9 protein-coding genes are annotated in these 6,945 nt (G+C 54.5%); 6 read left to right on the top strand and 3 right to left on the bottom strand.

The genetic code is table 11. The features are described from left to right. Positions 1-42: 42 nt before the first annotated feature. The 6 genes from VMU57_RS11155 (at position 43) to VMU57_RS11130 (ending at position 3,658) form a co-directional block, all read left to right on the top strand. Entirely contained in the window at positions 43-258 is a 216-nt protein-coding gene (locus VMU57_RS11155) for a hypothetical protein (RefSeq protein WP_325383367.1), read from the top strand. 37 nt (positions 259-295) lie between these two features. Next, positions 296-589 (top strand): DUF3892 domain-containing protein, encoded by a 294-nt coding sequence (locus VMU57_RS11150; protein WP_325383366.1) that lies wholly within the window; start codon positions 296-298, stop codon positions 587-589. 69 nt (positions 590-658) lie between these two features. Continuing rightward, positions 659-1,087: a hypothetical protein gene (locus VMU57_RS11145; protein WP_325383365.1), complete on the top strand. Its 429-nt coding sequence runs from the start codon at positions 659-661 to the stop codon at positions 1,085-1,087. After that, complete coding sequence (locus VMU57_RS11140; protein ID WP_325383364.1) at positions 1,087-1,608, top strand: hypothetical protein; 522 nt, start codon at positions 1,087-1,089, stop codon at positions 1,606-1,608. The genes VMU57_RS11145 and VMU57_RS11140 overlap by 1 nt, the downstream gene beginning before the upstream one ends. A gap of 2 nt (positions 1,609-1,610) precedes the next feature. Then, entirely contained in the window at positions 1,611-2,138 is a 528-nt protein-coding gene (locus tag VMU57_RS11135) for a hypothetical protein (protein WP_325383363.1), read from the top strand. Between the two features lie 167 nt (positions 2,139-2,305). Continuing rightward, positions 2,306-3,658, top strand: a complete 1,353-nt coding sequence (locus tag VMU57_RS11130) for a ThiF family adenylyltransferase (RefSeq protein ID WP_325383362.1) — start codon at positions 2,306-2,308, stop codon at positions 3,656-3,658. Between the two features lie 430 nt (positions 3,659-4,088). Here VMU57_RS11130 and VMU57_RS11125 read toward each other — a convergent pair whose 3' ends face one another. The 3 genes from VMU57_RS11125 to VMU57_RS11115 form a co-directional block, all read right to left on the bottom strand. Beyond that, complete coding sequence (locus tag VMU57_RS11125; protein ID WP_325383361.1) at positions 4,089-4,805, bottom strand: SprT family zinc-dependent metalloprotease; 717 nt, start codon at positions 4,803-4,805, stop codon at positions 4,089-4,091. Continuing rightward, positions 4,802-6,709 carry a type I restriction enzyme subunit R domain-containing protein gene (locus VMU57_RS11120; protein ID WP_325383360.1) on the bottom strand — a complete coding sequence of 636 codons (1,908 nt, stop codon included), beginning with the start codon at positions 6,707-6,709 and terminating at the stop codon, positions 4,802-4,804. The genes VMU57_RS11125 and VMU57_RS11120 overlap by 4 nt, the downstream gene beginning before the upstream one ends. Then, positions 6,649-6,945, bottom strand: a 297-nt coding sequence (locus tag VMU57_RS11115; protein WP_325383368.1) for a hypothetical protein, incomplete at its 5' end; no start/stop codon positions are given. The genes VMU57_RS11120 and VMU57_RS11115, both read right to left, overlap by 61 nt.

Genomic DNA, 6,945 nt, shown 5'->3' with positions numbered 1-6,945 from the left:
GGCCTGAGCGCAACGTTCAGAGTCCATGACCAAGGAGCGTGCATGAGCAACCAAAGTGAGACTGGCTTGGACGATCGCTGCCGGGATGCGGACGGCGAGATTCGCAGGAAGCGTGGCGACACCCTTGTTGGCACTCTCCGCGACGAGTACGGGCCGAACTTCGCGCCCGGAGTCCGTTCGGATATGCGCCTGGACACGCTGCTAGATAGGACCGGGGCGGCCTCGCTGAGCGACTTCCTGAAAAACCAGAACAAATAACCAAACCGTCGTCCCCCGACCGGGAAGGAGCGCCAGCATGTCAATCCGGATCACCTGCATCAAGAAGTCGAATGGGTACCACGAGGATCCCCACCACGCCATCTCGGAGCTCGGCTGGACCAACGAACAAACTAACGAGACGGGCCGGTCAACCCGGCTGGAGATGTACGACTGGATCAAAAACCAGAACGGCGTGGCATCGGTGGCCGATGCGCGCGGAAACAATGCCCGAGTGGGTGGCCGCGAGCACGCGAACGGTACCCAATACGTTCAGACCTATTCCGATCGTATATGGACGGACAATCTGCTCGCCTTACCCGAATGCCGGTAAACAGCAACGCATTGGAGCCCATTCCGGTTCGTGGCATGTCATTAATTTTGTTCAGAAAGGAAGTGGAACATGGCAATCGAAGAAAATCGCACTAATTCCCGTTCACTGGACGAAGCAGTCGAACATTTGGAAGAGGCCGAGGTTCACTTGGAGCACGCTCGCGAGGATGAGGCTAAGGCCGAGCGTGAAGTGAAGGAAGCTATTCACGAAATCGAGGAGGCATCGCAGCGTGACGAAGTCGATGTCCACGTGATTCACGTGAACGAGTTGGAAAAAGCCACCTTTAAAGAAAAAATCCATGCGACGCTTCAGCAGGTGTGGGACAAGTCCTACAAGGAGCTGAAGCTCGAACGGAAGCCGAAGGACGTTTTTCAGACGGCCGGCGCTCAGCCGAAGTCACTGATGGGGCACCTACAGCTCACGCTTGAGCAGGCACGGGACCGAAAGGTCATCGAAAACTTCCACTTCGGGATCGCATCTGAGACCGGCGGTGCCTGATGGCACAGATTGTTCCGCCGACGCCTGTTCTCGACATCGCGCGGGGGATCGCCTCACTCGATGAGGACATCCCTCGCGTCCTCGCTTTCCTGGGCAAAACGGCGATAGAGGAGTTGGGCTGGCGAAGACTGAATAAGAGTTCACTCATTGTTCCCATACAGGGCACGCTCAACGGGGTCATCGAAAATTATGTGCTGCGTCTTGGCTTTGCCGCTTACCGGAAGTGGCCGCCCAGCGCCCAGTTCGTGAACCCCGACACGTTGGCGTACGCGCATCCTGTCGACCAGCATCATCTGCCTATCCTCACCAGCCCCGAATGCCATATGCATCCGAACTATGCGGCTGCGAACGGTAAGACCCTGCAACTGATCTGCTGCTCGGCGACACAAGAGTTTTACGATACGGCGCATCCTGTGGAGCCAAACCTTATTTGGAGCGGGCAAAACACCTTTTACACCACAGTGGCGGCCATTCAGAAGGCTATGGCCTCTTTTTATGGAGGGCGCTTCGCAAAACTATGAGCATGGAAGACGAATTCAAGCGCAATCCACCACCGTTGCCGTATGAGCCTGGAACGGTACGACTGTTCCTTCCCTTGGAAGCGCTGAAAGCAACTCACCGTCTGCTGCGGATAGCCGGTGGACGCGAAAGCGGCGTGATGTGGTATGGGACCAAAGATGCGAACGGTAACGGGACAGTTTGTTACGTGGTGTCGCCTCGACAACAAATGCGCTGGGGAAATTATCACGTCAGCGCGGAGGCTTTGGCGGAGGTTGTTCATCGGGTGCCCGAGGGATGGAAACCGCTCGCCCAAGTGCACAGTCATCCTGGGAAATGGGTCGAGCATTCCTCCTATGACGACGAGATGGTGAGCAGCCATCGTATTCTCTCGCTGGTGTTCCCTTCTTACGGTCGCAAGACACGTGGTTTTTTGCATGGCGTCGGCGTGCACGAATGGCAGAACGGCTATTGGCACCGTCTCGATCCTGATTCGGCAAAGAAGCGAATTTGTCCTTCGGATGGAGAGGTTCGTGTGGAGGACATGCGATGAGTATCGACCCCGAGATCGGCAGTAGGCACCTGCTGGGCACGGATGGCCTGGCGGAGCAACCGAATGCAATGCATCAATGCGTCCGCGTCGTAATCACGCAAGATTGGGCGAACTCTGTGTCTGGCCAGCTAATTGCGGAGTGCCTCGTCAACTTGCTGGCGCGACAAGTGGGTCTGGTCGAAGAACTGGAGATCGTTTCGGCAGCCGTTCCATTGCTCATCCACCCCATCATCAAGGGAGTGTGGCAGACACTTACTGAATATCTAGTGGCTGTTGGTGAGTGGGCTGTTGGCATGAAGGTGCGAACGGGAGATAATTCCTCCCCTCATGAGGCAGACCACACAATCGTCATCGGCGGCGCGACGACGCTGGACTCGGCGAAAACGATTGCGTGTATCGCAGATAGCTGGAAGGCGTGGGTCGGTGAGTTGAAAAACGTTCCTGACGACCGTCCTTCACCCTCACTGAATCCGGTCGGGCCTTTCTTCGCAGCGGCCTTAGCCGCAGGAGAGATCTTCAAGAGAACCTGGGGGCTTCGTCGCGGACGATTCCTCGACAATCATGCGTATTCTCTTTGGAAGAACTCCATGAGCTCGGTCTGGGAAGAGTTAGACGCAGGACCCGCGTTGAACGAACTTCACCTGCCACCCTTCGTTCTTGTGGGTGCCGGCGCCGAAGGCAATGCGTTGGTCTATGTGCTGACCCATCTGGAAAACCGCGATATGTACCCGGTGCTAGTGGACGATGACGTCTATGACAAGACCAACTTGAACCGCTGCAGCCTCGCTGGAACCGAGGATTTGAATCAAGAGAAGACTGCAGTCCTGGCATCCCGTTTGGAGGCGGTTGGCATTGCCAGCTTTCCATTCAGTGGCGATCTAAAGCGGTTCGTGAATGACGCGCGTGCGGGTATGCGTGCAGATGTGGCCGAGGAGATCGGAGCCGGAAGCTACAGCATGGTCGTCTCATGCGTCGACAAGGGAGACGGCAGGCAAGATATTCAAGGCCTGCACCCCCAATGGCTTTTGGGTGGAAGCACATTTGATCTACAGGCGAAGACGAACGTTTACGCCGGGGAAAAGGATGCAGTCTGCCTAGGATGCCACAATGCCCGTGAACATCAGGGCGAGGCGATGCGCGGGATCGAGCGTCAACTCCGCGCGATGAGCCATCAAGAACGTGCTAGCTTCTTGACCGAACACGGGCTCGAGGTTGCAATTGTAGAGGAGTACATCAACGATTCGCATTGCGGTCATCTTGGGAGGGCCGCGTTAATGGACTTCGTGTCTACTCCTCCTCCAGATTTTTCGGTTGGGTTTGTATCCCTCGGGTCAGGGGTCCTTCTCGCCGCAAGCCTCTTCCGGAATCTACTTTCTGGGGAGACGATACCCCATGCAAGCGGGATGACAACCTTCAACTTCCTCAATGGAAATTTGGGAGAAGGCTCGCTGGCACGCGACCCTCAGTGTCAGATCTGTTCCAAGGCTGCTGAATATCAGGATTCTATTTCCGAACCTTGAGGAGTGCATTGATACCGCCTAGGTGGATCAATCCGGCCAATCTTTACTTTCGCCAATTCTGAACCTCAGCAACACTCATCTACCCTAAAGCGGTAGAAAACGCAGGCAGGCCTGAGTCATAAGCCCGACAAAACAGCAGGCAATTGATCTGCACAGAACCATCAAGCACGTTGAGTAAGCCGGATTCGGTGAACACTCGTTAGATTAGTCCCGACAGACGCAGCAGGGTCCGGGAGTGAAATCATTACGATACCGCGCATTCATAAGCCGATTTAGACCCCCTACCGTTTGTCTGCACCAAGGAAAATCGTGTTACTGGGCACGGGCAGAGAAGCTCTACGTCGGTCCGGCCAGAAATTCCAAGGGCAGGTCAGCTCTCTCTCTTGAGTAGCGCACTTCATCCCATGCACACCCATACCTGCCAACAAGGCTACGACAAGAACTGCTCCAGCTTCTCTTTTCTTTGCTCCCAGTCGTCCATCACTCGTTTTAGAAGTCTGAAGAATCTAGGGCTGTGGTCAGGCTCCAAGAGATGGCACAGCTCATGAGTAATCACGTAGTCAATCGTATCGACAGGAGCTTGAATAAGGCGCTGATTTAACATGAGCCTTCGCCTTTGTGACATAGATCCCCACCTCTTTTGCATCGTGCGTATCGTCACTCCACTTGGCATCATCGAGTTTGGCCGAGGGAAGCGTTGCATACATAGTTCAATTCTTTCCTGAAAACGCGCTCTTGCCTTTTGGGCATACCACTGCTCAACCATCCTCTTCGTTTCAGCGGACTCTTTCGGTCTTGCAGTCTGAACAACAATATAGCCGCGCAACAGCTTAACGGAATCGCTTACAGCGTTTATTACCTTTAGCCGATACTGCCGACCGAGGTATAGATGCGTTTCTCCTGAGAGATAGCGACGTTCAGGCGTGCGAGGTGTGAATTGCTCAAAGTATCTCTGCTGCTGGAGTATCCAAGATGCCCGCTTCTTGACTTTCTGGGCTATACGCTCTGGACTAGCCGACTTCGGCGCGGCCACTCTTACGGTGGAATCCGGCTCGACTGCAATTTCCAAGCTCTTTCGCACTCTGCGAACCACTGTGTAGTTGAACGAAAAGCATCCGTATTCGGCGGTGTATTGCTCAGACTTCATCCTGGGAACCTCGCGCGAGCTAGATTCATGATCTGTTCGTCGATGTCGTCCATCCTTTCGGCCGGCAGGTTGATCTGCTTGTGATCTCGAAGCACATCGAAGAAATAGTCATCCACGGCATTGCGCATATTGTTCTGGGCAATATCGTTTCGCCAAACATCGACGATGTGATGTTCTTTGATGATCTCGATGATCGTTAAAGCAATCTGTGCAATCTCGTCCTTATCAACGGGCTTCCCATCGGAATAAACAAGAGCGCCATCTAGAATCCCATAAAAGGCTTGGCCATCTTCATTTCCCTTGATGCTGTCCGGAACACCTTGACCGCGATCTTTGTGCGCTACCTTTGCGGCAAGATCAACTACCTGCTTCAAATAGTCCTTTTCCGAGATGCGCTTTTCCCGATAATCGCGAATTGTCTCCTCAAGCAGTTCGGAAAAGCGCTTGTAAAAGGCGGGGTCTGCCTCCATCCTTTCGTAGATCACTTTGCGCGTGGCGCTGGCAATTCGATCCGCTTTAGAAGCAGGCGACACTCCTGTCTCCTTGACAACCGCCTCAAGCGCATTCGGGTCGTTAATGTTCACCAACTCCACGACAACTTCTGCAGGCATGGCAACGACGTGATCGTCGAGGAGCTTCTGAATCTTTGGCTCGAACTCTTTCATGTTCACAATTTCCTGGTAGCGCAGTTGTACCGAGCGTTTCAGCTCAGAGAACTGCTTCCAGTCTCGCTTCATGCGGTCCACGTCGGCGTCCGTGTAAATGTCCAGTAGCTTGTCCGACGAGAGCGAGATATGCAGGCAGCGGCTGAAGGCGCGCAGACGCGCATAGAAGTTCTGGCGGGTTGGCTCGTCGGCAAGAAACTGCTCGTACTGCTCCATGTCCTTCTTGTTCTTGATGGACTTGAAGAGGTCGAGCAGTTGATCGTGCAGCCCGCGCAACTTGCGAATCTCGCCACGCACGTCATGCACGGTCCCGTTGATGTCGTCGCCGTCATACTCCTGAAAGGCGCTGTATTCTGTCAACGCGCTATCGAGTTCGCCAAGCAATCCTTCGTAATCCAGAATGAATCCGAACTGCTTCTCTTCGCCATTTTCTTCGTAAAGGCGATTCACTCGGGCAATCGCCTGCAGCAGATTATGTTCTCGTAGCGGCTTGCACACATAGAGAACCGTATTGCGCGGCGCATCGAATCCGGTCAACAGCTTCGAGACGACAATCAGAATCTCGGGATCGCCTGATCCCTTGAAGGCATCAATGACCTGCCGGTTGTATTCGTCCTCGCTCTTGTAGCGCTTCATCATCTGTTCCCAGAACTTGCGGACCAGATTCTTCGATTCCTTGTCTACCTCTTCATTGCCCTCATTGTCATCGGGCGGCGAGATGATGATCTCGCTCGTCACGTGGCCAATCTCGTCTAGGACTTCTTTGAAGCGCACGGCAGCGGCCTTCGATGGCGCGACCAACTGCGCCTTGAAGGACGTTCCCTGCCAGTACATGCGGTAGTGTTCCGAGATGTCGAAGGCCTTGGCGCGAATCGCCTGCGTCGTCTTTGCCAGCGCGCTAATGCGGGAAAACTTTCGCTTCAGGTCGGCTTTTTGCTGGTCCGTCAGGCCCTTGCTGATCTTCTCGAACCACTTGTCGATGGCGTCGGCGCTGATCTGCTGCTCTACCATGCGACCTTCGTAGAGCAACGGCACCACGGCTTCATCCGCCACCGCCTCATCAATCTTGTACGAGTGAATCAAGCCGCCAAAGCTGACCAGAGTCTTTCTCTCACCCTTCAGCAGCGGAGTGCCCGTAAAACCTAGATAGCAGGCCATGGGCAACAGGCGGCGCATCTTCATGGCGAATTGGCTATGCCCGCCGTGTTTGCCTGCCTGGGTGCGATGACTCTCATCCACCAGTACAAAGACGTTGGTACTGCCGTGGCATTACCCCGTATCACAGCCTCAAAGACCTGGGCTTCTTGAGGAACATCAATCGTCAGAATCTCTTCTGGATCTGGATTCCAGTTGCCAGTGAACGGCACTTCAGTAGTGACTGGACAGTGCCAGGTTTTCTCTGTCTCATGCGGCGGCCTCCAAGCCGCAATTGTTGGATTGAGCGGCGTTGTTCGGCTCTCTGTAGTGGCGGAGAA

This window comes from Edaphobacter sp. (genome assembly GCF_035532915.1).
GTDB lineage: Bacteria > Acidobacteriota > Terriglobia > Terriglobales > Acidobacteriaceae > Edaphobacter.
Note: the sequence above shows the minus strand (reverse complement) of the source record. Positions and strands in the feature narration are given on the sequence as shown.